At 47.4% G+C, this 23,860-nt stretch carries 15 protein-coding genes; 9 read left to right on the top strand and 6 right to left on the bottom strand.

Annotated features, from left to right (window positions below; genetic code table 11):
- Nucleotides 1–152: 152 nt before the first annotated feature.
- Nucleotides 153–1,337 carry an RsmB/NOP family class I SAM-dependent RNA methyltransferase gene (locus A4R26_RS23970; RefSeq protein ID WP_081169071.1) on the top strand — a complete coding sequence of 395 codons (1,185 nt, stop codon included), beginning with the start codon at nt 153–155 and terminating at the stop codon, nt 1,335–1,337.
- 8 nt (nt 1,338–1,345) lie between these two features.
- Here the strand turns inward: A4R26_RS23970 and A4R26_RS23965 are convergent, their stop codons facing one another.
- The 3 genes from A4R26_RS23965 to mnmA all read right to left on the bottom strand — a co-directional run bounded on the left by A4R26_RS23965 (nt 1,346) and on the right by mnmA (nt 5,330).
- On the bottom strand, nt 1,346–3,307 hold the full coding sequence (locus A4R26_RS23965) for a S8 family peptidase (RefSeq protein WP_081169070.1): 1,962 nt from the start codon (nt 3,305–3,307) through the stop codon (nt 1,346–1,348).
- Nucleotides 3,308–3,321: 14 nt separating this feature from the next.
- Nucleotides 3,322–4,095, bottom strand: a complete 774-nt coding sequence (locus A4R26_RS23960) for a hypothetical protein (protein WP_081169069.1) — start codon at nt 4,093–4,095, stop codon at nt 3,322–3,324.
- Between the two features lie 140 nt (nt 4,096–4,235).
- A complete protein-coding gene (gene mnmA / locus A4R26_RS23955) occupies nt 4,236–5,330 on the bottom strand; it encodes a tRNA 2-thiouridine(34) synthase MnmA (RefSeq protein WP_081169068.1) in 1,095 nt (364 codons plus the stop codon).
- Between the two features lie 413 nt (nt 5,331–5,743).
- Here mnmA and A4R26_RS23950 point away from each other — a divergent pair, with 413 nt between their 5' ends.
- Together A4R26_RS23950 and A4R26_RS23945 are read left to right on the top strand one after the other, a co-directional pair.
- Complete coding sequence (locus A4R26_RS23950; RefSeq protein WP_081169067.1) at nt 5,744–8,332, top strand: M14 metallopeptidase family protein; 2,589 nt, start codon at nt 5,744–5,746, stop codon at nt 8,330–8,332.
- A gap of 181 nt (nt 8,333–8,513) precedes the next feature.
- The gene (locus A4R26_RS23945; RefSeq protein WP_081169066.1) at nt 8,514–8,963 is read left to right on the top strand and encodes a single-stranded DNA-binding protein; all 450 of its coding nucleotides are present in this window, start codon (nt 8,514–8,516) and stop codon (nt 8,961–8,963) included.
- A 216-nt stretch (nt 8,964–9,179) separates the two neighbouring features.
- Here the strand turns inward: A4R26_RS23945 and A4R26_RS23940 are convergent, their stop codons facing one another.
- A complete protein-coding gene (locus A4R26_RS23940; protein ID WP_081169065.1) occupies nt 9,180–10,496 on the bottom strand; it encodes a hypothetical protein in 1,317 nt (438 codons plus the stop codon).
- A 334-nt stretch (nt 10,497–10,830) separates the two neighbouring features.
- On the opposite strand from A4R26_RS23940, the gene A4R26_RS23935 reads away from it, so the two are divergent.
- The 3 genes from A4R26_RS23935 to A4R26_RS23925 all read left to right on the top strand — a co-directional run bounded on the left by A4R26_RS23935 (nt 10,831) and on the right by A4R26_RS23925 (nt 15,729).
- Nucleotides 10,831–12,240 (top strand): Gfo/Idh/MocA family protein, encoded by a 1,410-nt coding sequence (locus A4R26_RS23935; RefSeq protein ID WP_081169107.1) that lies wholly within the window; start codon nt 10,831–10,833, stop codon nt 12,238–12,240.
- Between the two features lie 672 nt (nt 12,241–12,912).
- Nucleotides 12,913–13,992: an Ldh family oxidoreductase gene (locus tag A4R26_RS23930; RefSeq protein ID WP_081169064.1), complete on the top strand. Its 1,080-nt coding sequence runs from the start codon at nt 12,913–12,915 to the stop codon at nt 13,990–13,992.
- Nucleotides 13,993–14,403: 411 nt separating this feature from the next.
- On the top strand, nt 14,404–15,729 hold the full coding sequence (locus A4R26_RS23925) for an aspartate kinase (RefSeq protein ID WP_081169063.1): 1,326 nt from the start codon (nt 14,404–14,406) through the stop codon (nt 15,727–15,729).
- Nucleotides 15,730–15,915: 186 nt separating this feature from the next.
- On the opposite strand, the gene A4R26_RS23920 is transcribed toward A4R26_RS23925, so the two are convergent.
- Nucleotides 15,916–16,833, bottom strand: a complete 918-nt coding sequence (locus A4R26_RS23920; protein ID WP_081169062.1) for an alpha/beta hydrolase — start codon at nt 16,831–16,833, stop codon at nt 15,916–15,918.
- 221 nt (nt 16,834–17,054) lie between these two features.
- On the opposite strand from A4R26_RS23920, the gene A4R26_RS23915 reads away from it, so the two are divergent.
- Nucleotides 17,055–17,477 (top strand): hypothetical protein, encoded by a 423-nt coding sequence (locus A4R26_RS23915; RefSeq protein WP_081169061.1) that lies wholly within the window; start codon nt 17,055–17,057, stop codon nt 17,475–17,477.
- Between the two features lie 140 nt (nt 17,478–17,617).
- On the opposite strand, the gene queA is transcribed toward A4R26_RS23915, so the two are convergent.
- Nucleotides 17,618–18,667 (bottom strand): tRNA preQ1(34) S-adenosylmethionine ribosyltransferase-isomerase QueA, encoded by a 1,050-nt coding sequence (queA, locus tag A4R26_RS23910; RefSeq protein WP_081169060.1) that lies wholly within the window; start codon nt 18,665–18,667, stop codon nt 17,618–17,620.
- 569 nt (nt 18,668–19,236) lie between these two features.
- Between queA and A4R26_RS23905 the strand changes: the two genes are divergently transcribed.
- Nucleotides 19,237–23,133, top strand: a complete 3,897-nt coding sequence (locus A4R26_RS23905) for a TraB/GumN family protein (RefSeq protein ID WP_081169059.1) — start codon at nt 19,237–19,239, stop codon at nt 23,131–23,133.
- 126 nt (nt 23,134–23,259) lie between these two features.
- Nucleotides 23,260–23,802, top strand: coding sequence for a DUF1415 domain-containing protein (locus tag A4R26_RS23900; RefSeq protein ID WP_081169058.1), 543 nt, complete (start codon nt 23,260–23,262; stop codon nt 23,800–23,802).
- Nucleotides 23,803–23,860: the final 58 nt, after the last annotated feature.

Below are 23,860 nucleotides of genomic sequence, written 5' to 3'. Positions count from 1 at the left end.
TGGATAAGTAAGTTATTATTTTTTTAGGAGAATGCGGATCGTGAATCGTGAATGGCGCCATAGCCTGGCGAAGGCGAATTGCCGATTGACGATTCCGATGAACGCCGCGACGAAGTTTGCCGTTTGCCGTTTCACGATTAACTTGCATCCCTATGAAATATTTCTCCCATCTGAACACCGCGGTGCAGCTGTTGCAACAATACAACGGAACACAGCCATTTGGGAGTTTTATAAAACAGTTCTTCAGCCAGCATAAAAAATACGGGTCAAAAGACAGGAAGAATATTGCGCATTTATGTTACGCATTTTTCAGGCTGGGAAAAGCATTACCACAACTACCGGCAGAAGAACGGATACTAACCGGGCTTTTTCTTTGCAGCCACGAACCCAACGAACTGCTGCAATACCTGCAACCGGAGTGGAACGATAAAACCCGTTTTTCCCTGCAAGAAAAACTTTCGGAGTTAAACCATCCCTTTAATATTCACGAGCTGTTTCCCTGGAAAAATGAACTTAGCAACGGCATCGATCACGAAGCGTTATGTTCATCTTTTCTAACCCAACCCGATCTGTTCCTGCGTCTGCGGCCGGGTAAGGAAACAATGGTAAAAAATAAACTGCAACAGGCAGGCATCACATTCCGTGAAACCGCGCCTTCCTGCCTGGCATTACCCAATGCTTCAAAGATCGATACTATCATTGAAGTTGATAAGGAAGCGGTGATCCAGGATCATAGTTCGCAACGGATCGGCGAGTTGATGGAATTGATTCGCACTTCTTCTTACGCAAGGCATACGGCCAACAAAACGCCCGACATCTGGGACGCCTGCGCTGCCAGCGGCGGTAAATCAATTCTTGCTTTCGATATCTTCAAAAACATTAACCTCACCGTTTCGGATGTCAGAAAAACCATTCTGATAAATCTTGAAAAGCGTTTTGCAGCAGCAGGCATCAGCCATTATCATGCTTTTGCAGGCGACCTTTCCATTTCAGCCTTCAACATTCAACAGTCATTATTCGATATTGTCATAACCGATGTGCCCTGCAGCGGCTCCGGTACCTGGAGCCGTACCCCCGAACAATTGTATTATTTCGATCCCCAACAAATTAACCGGTACAGCATGCTGCAAAAAAAGATAACAGACAATGCCATCACAATGCTAAAACCGGGTGGGTTTCTTCTGTACTGCACCTGTTCTGTATTTAAGCAGGAAAACGAAGAAGTGGTGGAACATATTCAGCAACAGCATTCGCTGCAGTTGCACCGGTGGGCACTGATGACCGGTTATAACCTGAAAGCAGATACTTTGTTTGGAGCGGTATTTCAAAAACTATAAAGCCACCACTATTTCCTCAACACTTTGCGGTCGTACAATCTCTTATTGCCGTTGTACACAGTTATCTCGTAAATACCGGCGTTCCAGCTTCCGGTGTATACTGTAGTGCTGTAATAACCGGCCGGTTTATCGGCCTTTTTTGCATACACTACGCGGCCCATCATATCGGTTATTTTAATACCCATATTACCGATGGCTTCAGGCAAATTCACCACTATCGACAATTGTTGATCGAATGGACTGGGCAAAGCCATCATGGTATTATCGGGAAAACAAACAGTGTTGATGGCCTGCTGCAGGCTGGCGATCTCGAAGGTGGTATCGGCCGAGCGATTGGTTTGTATTATCCGGTATTGAGCGGTACCGTTACCGGCAACGCGCATGGTATCGTTGAACATATAACTGTTGGCCTGGAACGATACTGAAGAAGAGTTGATTTGGCCAATGGTGGCAAAACCGCTTTCACCGGGCATTTTCTTTTGCACGGTATAGGTTGTGCTGGTATCGTCCTTACTTTTCCAGCTTATTGAAACAATACAGTTATTGAAGGAAGTACCTGCAGTTGCATATTTTTTGGTAAGCAATGCCACGGCTTTTTTGAAATCAGGAACGCCATGACCGAACCGGAAGTCGGGAGTATTATACTGGTCGGCGCTTTGCTGAATGACATCTATAAGCTGCATATTCGTAACCTCTGGAAACGCTTCCCATAAACAGGCAACCAACCCGGCGAGGTTGGGGCAGGCAAAGGAAGTACCACTGCCCGTTGCGGGGTTACCGGTTGATGAATTGGCGATAACCGCGTTCAGCCCAACAGAAACCACGTTGGGCTTTAACAGTCCGGCCCCGTTGGGCCCCCAACTGCTGGTTGATGCTATATTCCGGTTTATATCTATTGAACCGATGGTAAAGGCGCTATCGGCATCGGCCGGACAACCAATAAATTTTCCGTCGCCCGAACTGTTCCCACTGTTGCCACCGGCCACAATTACGAGGATCCCCTTTTTTGCAGCCATGTTGGCGGCAATGGAGATCATGGCCGTTTTACCGTTGCGTTGCGGGTAAGAATAATTAAATATAGAATTATCGAAATCGGCATATCCCAGTGAGGAAGAGATCATATCAACGCCTGCGCTATCGGCAAATTCAGCGCCTACGGCCCAGTGTTGTTCTTCAACCGGGTATTCGCTGTTGGTATCTTCCGTTTTCAATAACCAGTAGCTGGCATGTGGGGCAGAACCTACCAGCACACCCGGCCGGTTTGATGCCAGCAGGGAAAAAACACTGGCGCCATGTACATTGTCTTCATTCACACTGGCCTCATTGTTCACATAATCCCAGGTGCCCAACAACCTTCCCTGCAACCGCACACTATCAAAAACCGGGTTGGTGAGGTAATTCAGAAAGCCGGCATCGAGCACGGCAATGGTCATACCACGACCTGTAAAACCCAGCTTATGTAAATAATCGCCGTTGTGTATATGGATCTGGTTATACATGCTGCCGTAGTCAAAGGCAGTAGTGCCTGTTAACCCATTGACATTGTTAGCCGAAACCGGCCCTTCACCGGCCTGTTCGCCCGAAAGGCCATTGCTGCGGCCAATACGGGGAGCTATGGTGCCTGACCTTTTTACAAATGGTAATGCGTTGATGGTGGTTACAGCATTCGGATCGGAGGTTCTTATGAGCACCTGGTTCAACCACTTTGAAGTGCTGATGACGGTAACATTGGGGATATTGCGAATGCTTTCTATATAGGCCGGGTTTACCGGCAGATCGGTTGAATCGATTGCCAATTGCTGGCTTGTTCTGCGGGCAATTGATTTTGCCGATAAATAAGCCGACGGGTTCGAGAGCGTATATGGCGTTCCTTTTTTATCGGTGAACTGAACAATATAACGGCTGAACTGCGCTTGCGTTAATCCGGTAGTGGCGATCAGCAAAAGTACCAGCGTAGGTATTCTTTTCATGGAGCAGTAGTTGGCTAATTATGATCTATAATAGTCAATTTCAAGCCATATCCGTGCCGGTATCCTGAAACGGATGTTGGCGGCTGGTATTCCCATATCTCAACTTCTTTATATACAAGGCCTACGCCTTTGGCATATTTTTCAATCCAATAGGTTTTGGAAGCAGGCACATTGGCCTGGATGGGCAAATTGGCCGAATCGGCTATCTGCAGCACAGAGATGGTGGTATCGTATGTCTTATTGTTAAAGGTAAGCGGCGTGTGAACATCCTGGTAGGTGTAGTCCCACTCCTGAATATCTTCATCGTTGCTGAATTCGTACAGGTCCTGGTAAGGATTGTTGGGCAGGTAGCCATTGCCCCGCCAGCTGCGGCCATCCCTTACAGGGGTGGTTAGCTTTATATAGCGGAAATTGTTTTCGCTCAGTTCAATGGAATTGCCTGAAGGAATAACACTATAGGTCATCATGGGGCGCCAGTCGTTATCATTAGTGCTGTTAAAATCGCGCAAATACCGCACTATGCGCCAGCCGGAGCGGTTCATGCCATCGGTATAGGCTTCTTCAACAATGTCTTTCGCCTGGTACGATATAATGGTGTCTTTCTGCCCAAAATTGGTGAACCGCATAGAGTCGAGGCGGTACAGGATATATTTACCTGGTTGCAGCTGCATGTAATCAGTAACCGCATCGGAGGTAAAACCATCGTCTTTTTTATCGCAGCCGGCCAACTGAATAAGACTAACAAACAGGATACCGGCGGCGATCACGGAGATAAAACATTTCTTCATACAACAATTTGTAAAACAGCGACTTTGTTACAGACAACCCCGGGGGTGTTTTTGTTGCTTTATAAAAAAAACCGTTCCGGAACACCGGAACGGTTGGTAACGTTGATAAACAATTATTTATTGCCTGAAAATCAGGCTTATTATCCGCGCTGTATCACTCCGCCACCAATTACATCATCCCCTTCGTAGAACACGGCGCTTTGTCCGGGTGCAATGCCTTTGGCATAATGCGAAAATTGTACATGCACCCCGTTGGGATGGTTATGTAAGCTGGCCAATGCGCCTTTATCTTTATAACGGATCTTTGTAATGGCTTCGGTTCCGTCGGTTATACCGTCGTATTTGATCCAGTTGATCTTGCTTACCACCATTTCCTGGCGGTTGAGATCATCTTCTTCGCCCAGCATTACCGTATTGGTTTCGGGAATGATATTGGTAACATACACCGGTTTGCCAAAGGTGATATCCAACCCTTTACGCTGGCCGATGGTGTAGAAAGGATATCCTTTATGTTTCCCCAACACTTTACCCGTTTTATCTACAAAGAAGCCGCCGGTTACTTTTTCTTCCAGCCCTTCTACCCTTCTTTTCAGAAACCCGCGGTAATCGTTATCGGGCACAAAACAGATCTCATAGCTTTCGCTCTTTTTTGCCAGCTCGGGGTACCCGTAGTCAAGCGCCATCTGGCGGATGGCCGTTTTATGATAGGTTCCCAACGGCAACAGGGTGCGGCTCAACAGGTCCTGCTGCAGGCCCCAAAGCACATAGCTCTGGTCCTTGGTTTCATCAACGCCTTTGCTTAGGTAAAACCGGCCGTTCTCATGCTGGTGTACATTGGCATAATGGCCGGTAGCGATAAATTCGCACCCCAGGGCATCGGCCCGTTTCAGCAGCGCCCGCCATTTGATATGTGTATTACACATAACGCAGGGATTGGGCGTGCGGCCTGCCAGGTATTCATCTACAAAATTCTCGATCACAAAATCGCCGAATTCGTCGCGAATATCCAGAATATAGTGCGGGAACCCGTGCTGAACTGCCGCCATACGGGCATCGTTGAAAGAATCGATATTACAACAGCCGGTTTCCTTCTTGCTGCCGCCGCTGGCTGCATAGTCCCATGTTTTCATGGTAATACCCACCACTTCATATCCCTGATCGTTGAGCATCAGGGCCGTAACGGTACTGTCGATACCGCCGCTCATTGCCACCAAAACTTTTCCTTTCCGGCTCATATACTAATAAAATAAGGGTGCAAATATACAATTAATGGTCCAAAGGGGGTGTTTATGCTCACACCGGCCGGTCTCCTTACCGGTGCTACCAGGCACAATAACACAAAAGCCGTTAAATTGTTGAAAGACGCTGCGGTTGAACGCCCGTTGCGGTAACGAAGTCCTTACGGAAATATACCAGTTATGAGTTCGGTAAAACCGATCTGCTCCTTTTTGTCCCAGGCGTTAATACTCACAAGTTGAAACTGATCGCCGCCGTATGTCTTTTGCAATGTGGGTACAGAATGACCGTTGCTTTGGCTGCACTCTTACATTATTACCTGCGGTTTCCCATCAGAAATCTCCAAATTATTTTTCTTCCATTTGTCTTATCTTTCCCCGTCACTCTAAACAACCAAACCTTAAGCGTCATTATGAGAAAACCCGATTCCTGTAAACGGGCATGGGCAATTCTGTCCTGCTTCCTCTTCATTTTTCATATTGCTTCATCTCAAAACCTTGATTATTACCTGCCCGATAGCGTCACTTATAACCCTTCCATTCCAAAACCCGGGGAGATCATCTATCACGAACCTGGCGAATGGCATGTAACGCACGACCGGCTGGTGAATTATATGCAGGTTATTGCGGCTGCAGCCCCCAACCGCGTAAAACTGGAAGTGATGGGCTTTACCTATGAAAGCCGTCCGCAGGTGCTGCTGATCATTACCTCACCGCAAAATCACCAGCGGCTGGAAGCCATCAGGGAACAGCATGTTCAGTTATGCAACCCGCAGCGATCCGCTTCCGTAGATATAAACAACATGCCCATCGTGGTGTACATCGGTCATTCCATTCATGGCAATGAATCGAGCGGCTCCAATGCCGCCCTTGTAAGCGCTTATTACCTCGCCGCGGCACAGGGTAAACAAATTGACGAACTGCTCGAAAATACGGTGATCCTTTTCGATCCTTCCTTCAATCCCGATGGCTTGCAACGCTTCAGCACCTGGGTAAACCAGCACAAAAGCAAAACACTGGTTACCGATCCCGACAGCCGCGAATTTCACGAAGTATGGCCCGGCGGCCGGTTCAACCATTACTGGTTCGATCTTAACCGCGACTGGCTGCCGCTGGTACATGTTGAAAGCCGTAACAGACTGCAATGGTTCCATAAATGGAAACCCAATATTTTAACCGATCACCACGAACAGGGCGTTAATGCCACCTTCTTTTTTCAGCCCGGCGTGCCTTCGCGGGTGAACCCGCTTACCCCTGCCGGCAACCAGGAGCTTACCGGCAAACTGGGCGCTTATCATGCCGCCTTTCTCGACCGCATAGGTTCCCTTTATTTTACCAAAGAGAACTACGATGACTTTTATTATGGAAAAGGTTCTACCTACCCCGATATCAATGGCGCCATAGGTATTTTGTTTGAACAGGCTTCATCGCGCGGTCATGCGCAAAAAACGGAACATGGCATCCTGCGTTTTCCGTTCACCATTAAAAATCAATTCACCGCTACCCTTTCAACTCTCGAAGGCGCCAAAGCATTGCGAAAAGAATTCCTTACCTACCAACGGGATTTTTACAAAAATGTATTCACAGAAGCTGCCGCCGCACCGGTAAAAGGATATGTGTTCGGAAGTGCAAACGATAAAAGCAAGACAGCCTTGTTTATTGAGATGTTACGGCGCCAGCAGATAGATGTATATGAACTGAGCACTTCCATGCAGGCCGATGGTTTTACTTTCGAAAAAGGCAATGCATATGTAGTGCCGGCCGGTCAAACCCAGCATAAAGTGATCAGGGCCATTTTTGATAAAACCCTCAGTTTTAAGGATAGCCTTTTCTACGACATTACCGCCTGGACGCTGCCCCTGGCCTTTGGCCTTCCTTATGCAGAATTGAACGCCATTCGTTTTGCGCCCGCACTGATGGGCGCAAAGATCGATAAAGCCGTTCAGCCAGCCGGAACCGTAGCCGGTGGTAAAAGCAGTTATGCCTACCTGTTTGAGTGGGATGAGTTTTATGCACCCCGGGCATTGTATGCTTTACAGGAAGCAGGCATACTTACCCGTACGGCATCCGCGCCATTTGAGATCGCTGTACACAACGGCGTGCACAAGTTCAATTATGGCACTATTTTTATCCCGGTAAAAACACAAACCGCCGATACCGATCAATTATATCAGCAGGTAAAAAATATTGCAGAAAAAAATGGAATTACGGTGTTTGCCATCAATACCGGTAATGCCATCAGCGGCAGTGATTTGGGCAGTCACAGAATGCGCCTGGTGCCGAAACCATCTATTGCCATGCTTACCGGCACCGGTGTAAATGCAACTGATGCCGGTGAGATCTGGTTCCTGCTCGATCAGCGGTTCAACATTCCATCAACCCACCTCGAAGTGCCGGCGTTCAACCGCATCGACCTGAGTAAATACAATACCCTTATTATGGTGGGTGGCAATTACAATGGTCTCGATAAAGAAAAGCTGCGCAACTGGATCCAGGGCGGCGGCACTTTTATTGTTACCGAAGAAGCGGTGCAATGGGCAGCGCAGAACGGCATTACCAATGTTGGGTTCAAAAAGGTAAAAGAAGACACCACCAAACAGATCGCTTATATTGAACGCGAATACCGGCTTGGCGCGCAAAAAATGAACGGCGCCATTTTCAGGGCTATTACCGACCTGAGCCATCCGCTGGCTTACGGCTACAACTATCCGTTCGTTGATCTTTTCAAAGCGAATGCAGTGTATCCTGAAAGAAATAAAAACCCGTATTCCAACCCGCTCGTGTATGGCGATAAACCTTTGCAAAGCGGCTTTGTGACAAAAGAAAATTATGAGGCCATTAAGAACTCGGCGGCGGTACTGGTTAACACAGTGGGCAACGGCCGGGTTATTTCTATTGCAGACAATCCCAACTTCAGGGCTTTCTGGCTGGGCGGAACAAAACTGTTCATGAATGCGATCTTCTTTGGGCGACTGATTGAACCGGGATCGGGGAAAAATTAGCTAGTTAGCTAATGTGCTAATATGCTAATGGGAAACCACTAACATTTAAGCTCGCTACAATGCGTAAGGACTACTTAAATATGATATTTTTTATTAGCTAATTAGCACATTAGCTAATTAGCATATTATTCTTAAATTGCCTCACCAAACAATATTAAGTACGAAGCTAAATTTATTAAGTATGATTAAGTTACAAGTAATCGGCAACCTGGGTAAAGATTGTGTTACCAATAATGTGAATGGAAAAACTGTAATGAATTTTACAGTAGCGCATACAGAAAGGTTTCGTGACGCCCAGGGTAACCAGAAGGACAAAACCATTTGGGTTGATTGTGCTTACTGGAGCGACCGTACGGGTATTGCGCCTTACCTGCGCAAAGGAACCCAGGTTTATGTGGAAGGAAATCCTGAAGTAAGAACGTTTACCAAACAAGACGGAACATATGGCGCTTCACTCACCCTGCGGGTGCTTTCAATACAATTATTAGGCGGTCGTCCTGAAGGCAGCGGCGGCGGTGGCGATTACAGCGGCGGCAGCAATCAATATGCAGCACCTGCGCAAAAAACAAGTGCGCCGGCATCATCGGGCGGCAGCGGATTCAATGAGCCGGTTGATGATCTTCCATTCTAATCTTGAGATCGTGAAATAATAAAGAAGCCGCTGTGAATAACGGGGGCTTTTTTATTGGAAATAAAAAATTAAAAATGAAGAACAGAGAAATGAAAAAATATCGAATACCGAATGTTGAATTCTCAATGTAGAAGGGAAAACAAAATCAGCCACATTGAACTGAACAACTCAATAACTGAACAACTTAATAACTGAACAACTCAATAACTGAACAACTCAATAACTGGCTTTCACTCTTCCTGCTTCAAACTCCTTCACCAGTTTCTCCACTTCCCACCTGCTTACCGCCTTCCTTTGATCATCTATATCTATCACATACAAATAGCCCCGGCTGCCGGCTGTGGAAATAAATGCGCTCATGAGGTTGTACTGATCGCTTACCAGCAGCTTTCCGTTCGACACATTCCATAATTCTTTCGCACACAAACAACCCATGGTAGGCGTAAGCGGGTACCAGGGTTTGTTTTTGAAATATTCGGGGTCAATGGTAGTGCCATGCGCAATGATGGAATTGCGGCCGAGTTTGCCGGCATAAAAGGCTTCAGTAAATGAACTTCTATTGCGAAGTGAAGGCGGCAGCAATTGCAGGTACGACCACAATGCATCATAACCCGGTTGCCACACCGCTGTATCGCTTAAATGAAAATAGGTTGTCCATTTTCTTTCATACGGCATTACCAGTTGCAGGTTGGGTGTGGGCCCTATCAGTTTATTATAGGTGGTTGCCGTACCCTGTATGCTGTATATTCCCTGCGGGGTGTTGCCATCGGGAATAAAATAAGGCAGTCCCGATGCAGAGCGGGCCAGTTGTTCAAATACCATCAGGCGGCCATCGGAATAACGCATGAATGTACCGTCGGCATTTTGCACTATCGCCATGCCGGGGTAATCGCGGTTATGACGCTGCAAGGAATAAATAACTTTTTTCTTTATCACCTGCTGATGGCGGAACAATTCAATAAGATCACTGGCAGTGGGCGCTTTGTAGCGGGTATATCCGGTTAAGTATTTTTCCAGTTCCTGCAGTACCGTAATGTTGCTGTAATTCGGGAATTGTTCTTTGATCCTTTTTCTGACCGTAGCGGCATTGGTGGCAGATGAATCGTACCGCAAACTGTACGCAGCAGCTATGGCAAACAGCATGGGATTGGTTTCCCTGGCCAGCAGTAGTTGCATGCTTTGAATGTATTGCTCGGGGTACATCCCATACACCGTTTCAAGCATGGCGCGTTTGGTATCGTATTGTAAGGTTTCGTACTGAACGAACATTTGGGTAAGCCCCAGTTGCGTGGTATCATTATCGAGCATGAACTGAACAATGGCGCGGCAGGCGGCTTCGTACCGGTATTCCGTATTGCTATCGAGAGGGGCTAAAAAGGCTTTGCCAACAACATTTTCGTGCAGGTCTTTCAACAGTAACAGCCGCTTATTATATAAAACAAAATCGCTATAAATATCTTCCCGGCGCGGCTGCGCATCTGTTACATATTGTAAAAAAAACAGTAAACATAGAAGTACGGCCCTAACCTTCATAAGTTGTCAAATATACTTTACCCGCTGAAAAAAAATCTTTAATTATCTGTAACTTGAGAATGCTGTTTTTGGCTACAAAGCTTACAGGCGGGTACTCAGCAAGAAACGTGCAGTTATTAATTTATTTAGTATAAGCGGGAAAATTTGTTTGTGGTTTGGTTTTTGCACAATGCCCATGCTCACCGAAGGCTCAGGCTTTAGCCATACCCTTTTGAACACCCCTGTTACCGGGGCTTTATGCCTCGTTGCCTTTATGCCTTGTTGCCTCGTTGCCTTTTATCATGCCCCGATATCGCCAGTTGGAGATAAAGGGTTACACCTTAATTCTTATAATATGAAAAAAGACTACGCATCAACCCGCCGTAAATTCCTACAACAGTTAACCGCCACTACAGCCATGCTGGCGGCAGGCCCGTTCGCCTCTATAGCCAAAGAAAATGAGGAGCAACTCGAAGAACGCATCATTCGTTATGAACGGCCCATCAGCCCCAACGACGCCATTCGCATTGGAATTATCGGTACCGGCATTATGGGCCACCACGACCTGCAAACCGCATTGAAAGTGCCCGGTGTTGAACTGGCCGGCGCCTGCGATCTGTACACCGGCCGCCTCGAAAGAATGAAAGAATTATATGGCACCACATTATATACTACCCAGGACTATCGCGAACTGCTGAACAAAAAAGACATCGATGCAGTGATCATTGCTACCAGCGATAACTGGCATGCCCGGATCGCCACCGATGCCTTTCGCAAAAACAAACACGTGTATTGCGAAAAACCCATGGTGCACAAATTATGGGAGGGTTTACCATTGATAGGCGCCCAGCGGCTGAGCAAAAAAGTGATGCAGGTAGGCAGCCAGCGGGTAAGCAGCGTTGCATATATAAAAGCAAAGGAATTATATAAGGCCGGCGAAATCGGTCAGCTCAATTGCGTGGAAGCAACCTACGACCGGCAAAGCGCCATTGGCGCCTGGGAATACACGATGCCCACCGATGCCTCGCCGAAAACCGTTGACTGGCGCCGGTACATAAGCGGCCAGCCGTTGACAGCCTTCGACCCCAAGAAATTTTTCTGGTGGCGCAATTACAAACAATTCGGTACCGGTATGGCCGGCGATCTGTTCGTGCATTTATTATCGGGCATTCATCTGATCACCGACTCGTATGGCCCTACGCGTATTGTATCGAGCGGACAACTTTCCTACTGGAAAGACGGCCGCGATGTTCCCGATGTAATGACGGCCATAATGGATTACCCGACAACAAAGGCGCACCCGGCCTTTCAGGTAATGTTACGCGTGAACTTCATCAGCGGCGGCGGCAATAAAAGCGCCATCCGTTTGTATGGAACAGAAGGGATGATAGAACTGGAAGGCAATGGTTTTACCGTTACCCATAGTATGCTGCCCAAAGCGCCGGGCATTGGCGGTTACGATGCGCTCAACACCTACCCTGCCGCCATGCAGGAAGAGCTGAAAAAACAATACAACGAACGCTGGACGAAGGACGATCATAAGCGCCCTGAAAAAGCGCCGGTGAAATACAAAATGCACGATGGCTATAGCGATCACCTCGATCATTTCACGAACTTCTTCGACGCTATTCGCAATGGCACCATGGCCAATGAAGGGCCCGAATTTGCATTTCGCGCCGCAGCGCCCTGCCTCGCAGCCAATGACAGTTATTTTCAGAAAAGGATCATTCACTGGGACCCGGTGAATATGCGGCTCAAGGCGTAGTTGGTTGGTGGTTTATGGTTTGGTGTATGTGGTTGGTTGTTTGTGGTTGGTTCGCCTAAAACGGAGCTCACGACAACCTGCCGGACCTTCGCTGGAATACGAAAATTTTATAGCTGGAAATGGTACGTTTCCAGCTTTTTTTATGCATGTAACGGTTAAAAAGGTGCGCTCCCGATTATAAACATCCCTTTTCCGTTTGCCTTGATAGATTTTCTGATAGCGCGAACACCGCGCTGACAGATTTCGCTCATTTTCTGTTAGCGCAGACTCCGCGCTGACAGATTTCATTCATTATCTGTTAGCGCGAACACCGCGCTAACAGATTTTCATGCCGCGCTGACAGATTTCGCTCATTTTCTGTTAGCGCAGACTCCGCGCTGACAGATTTCACTCATTATCTGTTAGCGCGAACACCGCGCTAACAGATTTTCATGCCGCGCTAACAGATTTCGCCGATTTTCTGCCTGCGCAGCTGAGCCCTAACGGGTTTCGTTATGCACTACCAGATTTTACCCTCTTTCCAGCAGAAAACGGTAAGCCACAAACAATTAAAACTCCTTTGTCAACAACAATTGGCACGCTACAAGCTAACAACACCACGTTTCAACTGGCACCCGGGCACCTTAAAATGAACTGTGCACTGAAAACCACGAACTTTTGTTTCTTTGCACCATGCCAGAAAAAATATACTCGTACCAGCATCTCTTCAATTTCACCACCCAGGTTTTCAAACAAATGGGCTGTCCGGCCGAACAGGCTGAGCTGGCAGCGGAAGTGCTTTTGAGCGCCGATCTGCGTGGTATTGATTCTCATGGAGTTGCCCGTCTCAGCGGTTATGTTCGCCTGTGGGAAGCCAACCGGGTGAACGCCAAACCCATTATCAGGATCATTCACGAAACCCCGTCCACCGCCGTTGTTGATGGCGATAGCGGTCTGGGCCTCGTAGTGGCCCCCTTTGCCATGCAGGTAGCTATAGAAAAAGCGAAACAAGCAGGCACCGGCTGGGTTAGCGTACAGAACAGTAACCATTTCGGCATTGCCGGCTACCACGCCATGATGGCCCTCGAATATGAAATGATCGGCATGGCCATGACGAATGCCAGTCCGCTCGTAGCCCCCACATTTTCAACCGAACGCCTGCTGGGCACCAACCCCATTTGCGTAAGCATACCGGCCGGGGAAGAACCGGCATTTGTTGCCGACCTGGCCACCACCACTGCCGCTAATGGCAAGCTGGAAATTCTGCAAAGAAAGAACCTGGAAGCTCCCCTGGGCTGGATCCAGGATAAAGAAGGAAACCCTTCTACCAACGCTCATGAGTTAAAGACCGGCGGCGCCCTGCTGCCGCTGGGAGGCGACCGCGAACATGGCAGCCATAAAGGTTACGCGTTGGGCGCCGTTGTCGATATTTTTTCCGCAGTGCTGAGCGGCGCCAATTATGGCCCCTGGGTTCCGCCTTTTCCGGCCTATGTACCTATGCCTACCGGCATGCCGGGCAAAGGCATCGGCCATTTCTTTGGCGCCATGCGTGTAGATGCGTTTCGCCCGGCCAGCGATTTCAAACAACATATGGATAACTGGATCCGCCGGTTCAGAAGCGCCAAACCTGTTGAGGGTGAGGAGAAAGTACTTATTCCCGGTGATCCCGAACGTGAAATGGAAGCCCTGCGGATGCAAGATGGCATCCCGCTGCTCGATGCGGTGGTTACAGATCTTGAAGCAGTGGGGGCAAAGTTTGGAGTTACACTTTAAGAAAAGTTGCCGTTACAGGGTGCAGGCGTTGCCAGTTACCAGATACCGGGCGTCAAATTCGTAGTGGCTGATCAATAGTAAACAGCCTGAAAACTTAAAGCCCCGGAAACAGGAAACCGGAAACCAGTGCCTCCACAACCATCCTGCCGCGTCCTGCATTGCAGGCCCGCAGCAGGAAACCGGTATTCCCCGGAAACGGCAACCGGCATCTGATAAAGAGGCAGTCGCTTAACAACAAACCAGAAACTACAAACCACAAACAAGAAACTGTACCTTATCTTTGCAGCCCTTAATAAATAAATATTCCCAGATGAAACGAGCCAGGCCAAAATTTTTATTAATCATAAAAAACAATGAAAATTTTGGCCTGGTGAGTGCCATCAGGCAAAAACAAAAAATTAATATTTTCTGATGAAAATCATGAAGTTTGGCGGTACCTCGGTTGGCAAACCCGACAGGATGCACCAGGTAGCGCAACTGATAACCAAAGACGAGCGTGAGCCCCGCATTGTTGTGTTGAGCGCATTGAGCGGCACAACCAACTCACTCGTAGCCATTGGCGACGCCATGGCAGCCGGTCAACGCGACCAGGCCAAAGAAGCGATAGATAAACTGGAAGCCCATTACCAGTCATTTATAAAGGAACTGGTGAAGACCGATAAGGCCTACGCCAAAGCGAAAAGCATCGTATCTGAGCATTTCGAATTCCTGAACATCATTTTGAAGATCTCATTCAGCGAAGCCCTTAGCAAAGACATTCTTGCACAGGGTGAATTGCTGAGCACCAAATTATTCAGCGTATACCTCGAAGAAAAAGGCATCGATCATATGCTGCTGCCGGCGCTGGAATTCATGACCATCGACGCACAGGACGAACCTCAGCTGAGCACCATCAAGGTAAAGCTGGGCCGTATTCTGCAACAGAACAGCGATAAAAAATTATTCATTACGCAGGGTTATATCTGCCGTAACTCACGCGGCGAGGTTGATAACCTGAAACGTGGCGGCAGCGACTATACCGCATCACTGGTGGCAGCAGCCGTAAATGCTTCTGTTTGCGAGATCTGGACCGATATCGACGGCATGCACAATAACGACCCCCGTATCGTTAAAAAAACGCTGCCTATTGAACAACTGAGCTTTGAAGAAGCAGCCGAGCTGGCCTACTTCGGCGCCAAGATCTTACACCCTACCTGCATCTGGCCCGCACAACAACAAAAAGTACCGGTGAAACTGCTGAACACCATGCAGCCCGAAGCACTGGGCACTACCATTACGCAGGAAGCAGGTTCTGTTGGTGTTAAAGCCGTTGCCGCAAAAGATGGCATCATTGTAATAAATATCAAGAGCAGCCGTATGCTGCTGGCTTATGGCTTCTTAAGAAAGATATTCGAAGTGTTCGAAAAGTACCGCACGTCAATCGATATGATCACCACTTCTGAAGTGGCAGTATCGGTAACCATCGACCATGGCGGCAACCTCACTTCTATTGTGAAAGAGCTGGAACCGTTCGGTACCATCACAGTGGAAGACAACAACACCATTATTTCTGTAGTGGGAAATGAAATTGCACAAACAAAAGATATCCTGAGCAAACTGTTCGAAGCCCTGATTCCCATACCGGTGCGTATGGTAAGCTATGGCGGCAGCAAACACAACGTATCGATGCTTGTTCCTTCTTCTTACAAAACCCAAACCCTGCAGTTGCTGAATAAAGGGTTGTTTGGTTTGGAATAAGGTCAATTAGCTAATGTGCTGATTAGCTAATTAAATACAGTTTCATGATCAGGAACATTAATAACAAAGCCGGTATCGTTGCAGGACATTACCGGCTTTTCCATTGTATTCCATTATCGAATTATCACATTATCGAATTATCACAGTGTAACCAATTTGCAACTTTTACAAAAGCATCACAAGTATTTATTTAATCCAATTATTCTTAACCATCCACTCCTGCACCAGGTCCATCCACTTCACCTCACTGGTAGGATTGTTCATTCCAAAACCATGGCCGCCATTTTCGTAGAGGTAAAAATCGAACGGCACTTTATACTTCTGCAGGGCGGAAGCAAACAACAGCATGTTCTGCACCTTTACCGTTTTATCATCCTCGGCATGCACCAGGTAGGTAGGCGGTGTTTTTTTGCTAACCTGTAATTCATTAGAGAAAGCCGCTTTTCTTTCGGCAGAAGGATCTTTTCCCAACAGGTTATCGCGCGAGCCCATATGCGTAATACTGTCTGCAAAACTGATAACGGGGTAAACAAGGATCATAAAATCGGGCCGCAGGTTCACCTTTCTTCCCACTTTGATATAGGCATGGTTGAAATGAGTGCCTGCGGTGGAGGCCAAATGTCCGCCGGCCGAAAAACCAATAATGCCAACGCGGTCTTTATCGATGTCCCATTCTTTTGCTTTCTCCCGCACCAGCTGAATAGCGCGTTGCGCATCCTGAACGGGGCCAATTTCTTTATTGATCATGGTAACGTCGCCAGGCAGCCGGTATTTTAAAACAAATGCGGTAACGCCCATTTCATTAAAACGTTTGGCCACATCGCTTCCCTCGTGCGTAGATGCCTGTACCCGGTAACCACCACCGGGTATTACTATGACTGCGGTACCGTTCGCTTTTTCTTTCGGCGGCAGATAAACAGTAAGAGCTGGCCGGCTCACTTTGCTGATGGTTATATACCCCTTGTCGTTTGTTTCCGATTTCTCTTCATCGGGCACCGGTTTCGAATTGGGAATTGAATCGGGGTATAACGGAATAACGTTTTGTGCGCAGGTGATCAAAGCGAAACATGTTAATGTTACAGAAAGAGTGAGTAGTTTTTTCATACACGGCTACTTATAACCAAATTTACTTGTTTGCGGTAAAAGTTACCGTCCTTCTTTTTACCCCGCAACAAATTATCGGGAACCGCCACAGGTGTGACACACGTTCGAAGTGTGGCACACCTTGCGCTTTTTAGCTGAATTTTAAGTTAAATGCAGGCGCGTCCACCTTTTAAAGCCCGGTAATACAGCCATTTTTGTAATACCACCAAACGCACTATTATATGAAAAAAATTTACCTTGCTTGTATCCCCGCTCTTCTCCTCATCACTTCATGCAGCAAAGACTTTCTGAAATCGTACGACCGGCGCCTGACCGGCGGTACCTGGGAATTATATGATGTAAATAATTTCGGGCTGGGCAGCCGTTACAATTCGCCTTTCACCAGCGGCAAATTTACTTTTGAATCATCGGGCGATGCCACGTATGTGAACGACCAGGGCGATGTGTATACCGGCAGTTGGGACATCAGGAATTCCTGGCAGGGCGATGAGCGGCAGCAAACGTTATTTGTAAGTGTGCTGAACTTTCAAACCCAGGATATGATCACGGAGTATTTCGACGATATGCAGTTCACCGGCACCAACCGGTTCAAGGCTTTTGTGTATTCGGGGGGGAGAACGTATACTTTTAAGTTCAAAAGATAGTTATAAGTAGTAAGTTATAAGTCGTAAGTGCTTGCCGCGGTTTTAATTTTTACGAAAAAGCCGGTAGCCTCATAGTGAAGTTACCGGCTTTTTATTATCTATAAAGTTGGGCGGCCCAACTTAAAACGTAGAACTTATAACTAAATAACTAACATGGCGTCGCCATAGCTGAAGAAACGGTATTTATCCTTGATGGCTTTTTTGTAAGCTTCCATCGCCAGGTCGTAACCGGCAAATGCGCAAACCATGATCAGCAGGCTGGTCTTGGGCAGGTGCAGGTTGGTTACCAGTGAATCGGCTATATTGAACTGGTATGGCGGATGAATAAAGATGTTGGTCCAGCCTTCGGAAGGCTTCAACAGCTTTTCAGCCGTATAAGAGCTTTCAATAGCCCGCATGGTAGTGGTACCGATAGAGCAAATGCGGTGTTTGCCTTCGATGGCCTTGTTCACGATCTTGCACGACAGGTCGTCGATCTTATAGTACTCGGCATCCATTTTATGTTTGCTGAGGTCTTCCACTTCAATCGGGCGGAAGGTGCCGAGACCGGTATGCAGGGTTACTTCGGCAAAACGAACGCCTTTAATTTCAAGGCGTTTGATCAGTTCTATGCTGAAGTGTAAACCGGCGGTAGGCGCGGCTACTGCTCCTTCATGTTTTGCATAAACCGTTTGGTAACGTTCTTTATCTTCTGCTTCGGGTTTGCGTTTGATGTATTTGGGCAGCGGTGTTTCACCCAAAAATTCCAGCATATTGCGGAACTCTTCGTCGGTGCCATCCCACAGGAAACGAATGGTACGACCACGGCTGGTGGTATTGTCGATGACTTCGGCGATCAGCTCATCGTTCTCACCAAAATAGAGTTTATTACCTACACGAATTTTTCGGGCCGGGTCTACGATCACATCCCACAGCCGGTTTGGTTTATTTAATTCACGTAACAGGAAAACTTCAATTTTGGCCCCGGTCTTTTCTTTGCGTCCGTACATTCTTGCGGGGAATACTTTGGTGTTATTTACAACGAACACGTCCTTGTCATCGAAGTAATCCATGATGTCGCGGAAATGTTTATTCTCGATCTGGCCGGTGCTGCGATGCACTACCATTAAACGAGCGTCTTCACGTCTTTTTGTAGGGTGTTGGGCAATAAGGTTAAGTGGTAAATCGAACCGGAACTGTGAAAGTTTCATGTGTATTTTTAACTGTTTATAAAAGCCACATGATTCGAACATGGAGGGAGTAAGATCAGGGTACATCGGGGTCTATTCCGATACAAACGAGGTCTTACGGCACCAGGTTTGATATCATGTAAGCTAAAATTCGAGCGGGCAAAGGTAATAAAAAAAGGGGCCGAACCCAAATTTAAAAATCGGTAATATGACAGAATTGTCGCCGGCTACAGGGAAGTGCTTATTGGGGGATCCGGAATTGGTGGTTGGGAATAAGGAATTGGGAATTTGGAATTGGGGAGTTGGAGGTAGCTGGAAACTTCGACAGGTGGGAATCGTTGGTACGCGGAACAGGAATTGGGAATTGGGGAGTTGGAAGTAATTGGTAGCGAGCCCCGAACCAGGAACTATGAACTATGAACTTCCCATCGCGAACCCAACAACAAACCACAAACAACAAACTATAAATATCGACTATTATTACGAAATTTATAGAAGGGAAAGTGAACCACCGCCAATATCTCTCATCGCGCCTTTAAAATAGCCTGGAATCTGATTTACACTTACCGGTCATTAATTATTGAACAAGTATGAGAAAACGTATTGCCCTGATGCCTGTCCTGCTGTTTGCGATCGTTATGCCATCCCTGGCCCAACGGCCCGCTCCCAGGCCCAAACAGGCTCCCCCACACCCCATCGTTCGGGTAACGCCGAAGTCAACCCCCAAAAAATATCCCAGCCTGTTATGGGAGATCAGCGGCAATGGCCTTAATAAGCCCTCCTATCTTTTCGGCACCATGCACGTGAGCGATAAGCTGGCCTTTCACCTGGGCGACTCATTTTATACCGCCATCAAAAGCGCCGATGTGGTGGCGCTTGAAACCAATCCCGAAAGCTGGCAGGACGATTACAGTCAATCCGTTTTCTTCCGTGGCCGCCGAAGTGGCAACAACATGTTGAATCCAAACGCCAACCGGTGGGAATGGCCTTCCGATCATATGCGCATAACCTCTTTTGCCATCGACCGTTATGAAGAAGCCGTGAAAGCAGCACTGGCGGTAGAACCCTCCATGATCAATGGCATGCTGTACCGCACCTACGGCCGGCAGGCGGAAGATTTTGAAGAAGATACGTTCCTCGACATGTACATTTTTCAGATCGGAAAAAAGCTCGGAAAACGGGTAAGCGGGGTAGAAAATTTCCAGGAAAGCGAACGGCTGGTAATGGAAGCCTACAAAGCCATGCTGCGCGATCAGCATAAAAAAAGAAGAAGCTACGATTACGAAGGCATGATGACCAACCCTAAGAAAGTAGAAGACGCCTATCGCAAAGGCGATCTCGATCTGCTCGACTCACTGGAAAGCCTCACCGTTTTTTCAGATGCCTTCCAGGAGAAATTCCTATACAAACGAAATGAAATACAGGCGAACAATATAGATTCCATTATAAGAAAAATGTCGCTCTTCGTAGGCGTGGGCGCCGCCCACCTGCCCGGCAAACGCGGCGTCATCGAGTTGCTGCGGCAGAAAGGCTATACCATGCGCCCGGTGCGCATGGACGATCGCAACAGCCTGCAAAAAGAAACGGTTGACAGGATCAGGATCAACAACCCCTTCACCACCCAATCGGGCGACGATGGTTTTTATACGGTCTCCATCCCCGGCAAAAAATTCTATCGCTTTACCGACTGGAACGGGATGGACGTTGTACAGTATGCCGATCTGGTGAACGGCGCTTACTACATGGTTACCCGCATAAAAACAAACAGTCTTTCGTGGGGACATAACAGCGACCAGGTGTTCAAAAAGATCGACAGCCTGTTATACGAGAACATTCCCGGAAAGATCCTGAAGAAAACACCCATATCAAAGAACGGGTACAAAGGGCTCGATGTCATTAACCGCACACGCCGTGGCGATCACCAGCATTACCAGATCTTCATTACCCCCTTCGAGGTCATCCTGTTCAAAATGAGCGGCAATGGCGATTATATAAACACCGGCAATGAGGCCCACGAGTTTTTCGGTTCTATAAAACTGAAAGAATATACCACAGCCAACTGGCAAACCTGGCAACCGCCCACCGGCGGGTTCAGCATACAGGTACCTCATGCGCCTTCCCTGTTAATAGACAACGGCTTTGGTACCGACCGGCTCGAATATGCCGCTCGCGACGAATCAACCGGCAACAGCTATCTCGTTATGAAGGCTAACCTGCATAACTACACTTTCATCGAGGAAGACAGCTTCGAACTGAACCTGATGGACGAAAGTTATGCCTACTCGGAGTTCATCGATAAACAACTTAGCCGCAGGTTCGTCACCGTTAACGGTTACCCCGCCCTTGATAGCAAATTCAAACACAGGGACGGCAGCTTCAGCAGCGTAAAATATGTGATCCAGGGCCCCTTGTATTATGTTGTTATAGCCAATCATAAAAACGACAACGCGAACGCACAGCGTTTCCTGCAGTCATTTGCCATTACGCCCTTCGTATATTCGGCGCCAAAACCACGCACCGATACCATCCTGCACATTTCCGTTACCTCGCCCGTATATGCAGAAGACGACGAGAAAAACGACGGCGCAGATATGGAAGAATGGGCGCAATTATCGCGCGGGCTGGTCGATGACGATGGAGACGATCTCAGTATGCCCTCATTCGGTACACGGCTGATAGGCAACGATACCATTGGAGAAAAAATACTGGTTACGCATTTCAGGGTGCCGCAATACAGTTACAAAAGCGATAGTTCAACACTTTGGAAGAACGCCTCCGTAAGTACCTGGTTTGGCGACAGCACTTTCATTATAAAACAAAACAAACAATACACGCTGCCCAATGGCATGAACTGCCGCGATGTGCAACTGACCGATACCAATAGCAGCCGGCTTATTATCGCGAGGCTGTTCTATCGAAACGGGCATTTCTTCAGCATTTCAACGCTTACCGATACGCTGAGCACACATAGCGCTTTGCTTTCCGGCTTCTTCAATAGTTTTAAACCGGCCGACACGCTGAAAGGCGAATCGCTTTTTGTGCGCAAATCGGAACGGTTTGTAAAAGACCTGTTCAGCAATGACTCCATAACAGTAAAAAGAGCAAGAAAATCAATATACCAGGTAGCCTTCGACTCGCTGGATGTACCGCTGCTGAAAAAAGCGATCGACTCGCTCAACTGGAAAATGAAAGATTACCTGGTGTTGAAAAGATTTTTTATTGAAAACCTCGGCCGGCAGAAAGACAGCAGCATTACGCCTTACCTCGCCACCCTGTACTGGAAGGTGAAAGATACGGCCGACTGGCAGTCGGCTATTTTGAACGCATTGCTCAACCAGCGAACAAAGGCTGCGTTCCTCACTTTCAAAGAACTGGTATTGCAGGAACCGCCCATTATGGACGAAGATTATTCGTACGCCCGTCCATTGAGGATGCCATCGGTGTATGTCGACTACACCAACGCAGGCCGAAGCAAAAGAAGCGCTTATTATGGCCGCTGGTCGCCCCTGTTCGATACCTTATCTCTTACCAGGGTCGTATTCCCCGATATTTTACAACTAATGGATATCGACGACTACCGCAACGAAGTCAGGAACCTGCTGGTGACGATGGTAGATAGCGGTTATTTGAAAACGGCTGACTATGAAACCAGCTTTCCCAAAATATATCTCGAGGCCAAACAGTTATTGAAAAAACAACTCGCCAAAGAGAACAAGGCAAAATTGGAAAAAGCAGCCCGCAGGGATGCCTCACCCACCATGTCAATTTTTCCCGGTTATGAGGAAGACGAAGACCAGGTTTCCGATGCCGGCAATGCCGAGCTCGACCGATACGCCATTTTGTTGTTACCGTTCTATAATAAAAATACCGGCGTTCAAAGCTTTTTTGAGCAACTGCAAACCACGCAGGACAGGCGGCTGCTTTACAACACCTTTATACTTTTACTGCGCAACAGGCATCGGGTGCCCGATTCCCTGTTCACCCAATATGCGAAGCTCGATGAATACCGAAGCGAGCTGTATACAGATCTGGAAACAATCGGGATGACCGATAAATTTCCGAAACAATACAGGAACCAGCTCGACATTTCAAGAAGCCTCATTGTAAAATCATTTACCAATTACGATAAGATCGACACGCTGATCTTCATCGACAAACTACCGGTAATATACGAACAGAAAAAAGGCTATGTATACTTCTTCAAATACAAACGCATGCGCGACGATATTACCTGGCAGGTAGCCACCGCCGGTATGCAACCCGAAAAAACAGATGCCATCGATGTAAAGAATAATGATTTCACCTCGGTGGAAGAAGAACGAAAGCTCGACCCACACAAACCGGTTAAAGAGCAGCTGCAAAAAATGCTTAAAGAAATGTTGTATGCCCGGCGCAGTAGCGCTTCGGTATTCTACGATGCGCGCTCATTCAGTTTATACAGGAATTACTTATCGGAGATGGTGAAGAGTCAGCGGTACCGGGACTAGTTGAAAAGTTGATAAAGTTAATAAGTTGATAGAGTTCGAAGGACCCGTAGCGGGTCCTTTGTCTTTTATTTTATTTCCTTTATCACCTTTATCAACGCTGTCAACTTATAAACTTACCTTCGTCCCATGGGAAATGACCAACAGATCATAGAACAAACGAAAAACTGGATACAAAAAATTGTAATAGGACTAAACTTCTGCCCCTTTGCCAACCGGGAATTTAAGAACAATGCCATTCATTACCAGGTTGAGCACAGCGCCAAACGCACCGATGCGCGCGATGCAATATTGAAAGAATGCAAACGGCTCTACCGCGATAAAAACATCGCTACTACCCTGCTGATCTTTCCCAATGCTTTCCACGAGTTCGACGACTACCTGCAATTAATTGCATTTGCCGAAAAGCTGTTACAGCAAAAAGGTTATGATGGCGTTTACCAACTGGCCACGTTTCATCCGTTATACCAGTTCGAAGGCAGCGCCCCCGATGATCCGGCCAATTACACCAACCGGTCAATTTACCCCATGTTACATTTTTTACGTGAAGATCAGATTCGCAAAGCCGTGCAGTTCTATGGCAATGCCGAAGAAATACCCAAACGAAATATTCAGTTTGCAAGAGAAAAAGGAGAAGTATATATGAAAATGCTGAGAGATAGTTGCTTTTAGCAGTTTGTGGTTTATGGTTTGTAGTTTGTTGTTCAACTCGCGCTTTTTTATACCAGCG

Source organism: Niastella populi (assembly GCF_002078015.1).
GTDB classification, from domain to species: Bacteria; Bacteroidota; Bacteroidia; order Chitinophagales; family Chitinophagaceae; genus Niastella; species Niastella populi.
This window is presented reverse-complemented; position numbering and strand designations above follow the sequence as displayed.